Below are 725 nucleotides of genomic sequence, written 5' to 3' on the forward strand. Positions count from 1 at the left end.
GATAGCTGGCTGTATACACCCACAACTAACTACAATGGCAGTGACAGCTTTAGCTTTATTGCCAACGATGGCGCGTTAGACTCAGCCCCAGTGAGTGTAAACCTGAGTGTCAATGCCATCAATGATGCACCGGTTGCCAGCAATGATACCGTGTCTGTTAATGAAGACAGTGCAATTACTATCAATCTGGCTGGCAGCGATATCGAAGGAGATACTTTAACTTATCAAATAAGTACACAGCCTCAAAATGGCACCGTGACCCTGACAGGATCACAAGCCGTGTATCAAGGGGATAGCCACTTCTTTGGTAGCGACTCCTTTAGCTTTATGGTCAACGACGGCACGGTGGATTCAGCACCGGCCGACATCACTGTGAATGTCACTAGCGTAAATGACGTGCCAGTGATCAGCGGCGCGCCAAGTGTGTCAATCAGTGAGAAAACCGCCTACAGCTTCACCCCAACGGCCGTTGATACAGAAGGCGACAGCCTCACCTTTAGTATTACCAATAAGCCAAGTTGGTTGAGCTTTGATAGCAGCACTGGAACACTCAGTGGCACCGCCAGTAACAGCGATGTGGGCGTGCACAGCAATATTGTGATCAGTGTCAGCGATGGCATGGATACCGTCAGCCTGCCAGCCTTTAACTTAACTGTGGTAAACGTTAATGACGCCCCAACGATTGGTGGTGTTCCTGCATTAAATGTTGATCAAGATGCACCGTA

1 protein-coding gene is annotated in these 725 nt (G+C 49.0%); it reads left to right on the plus strand.

What is annotated here, in order from left to right; translation table 11 throughout:
* The coding region (locus PHAL_RS23475) for a tandem-95 repeat protein (RefSeq protein WP_036981778.1) at positions 1–725 on the plus strand (725 nt) is incomplete at both ends.

Source organism: Pseudoalteromonas haloplanktis ATCC 14393 (genome assembly GCF_000238355.1).
GTDB classification, from domain to species: domain Bacteria; phylum Pseudomonadota; class Gammaproteobacteria; order Enterobacterales; family Alteromonadaceae; genus Pseudoalteromonas; species Pseudoalteromonas haloplanktis.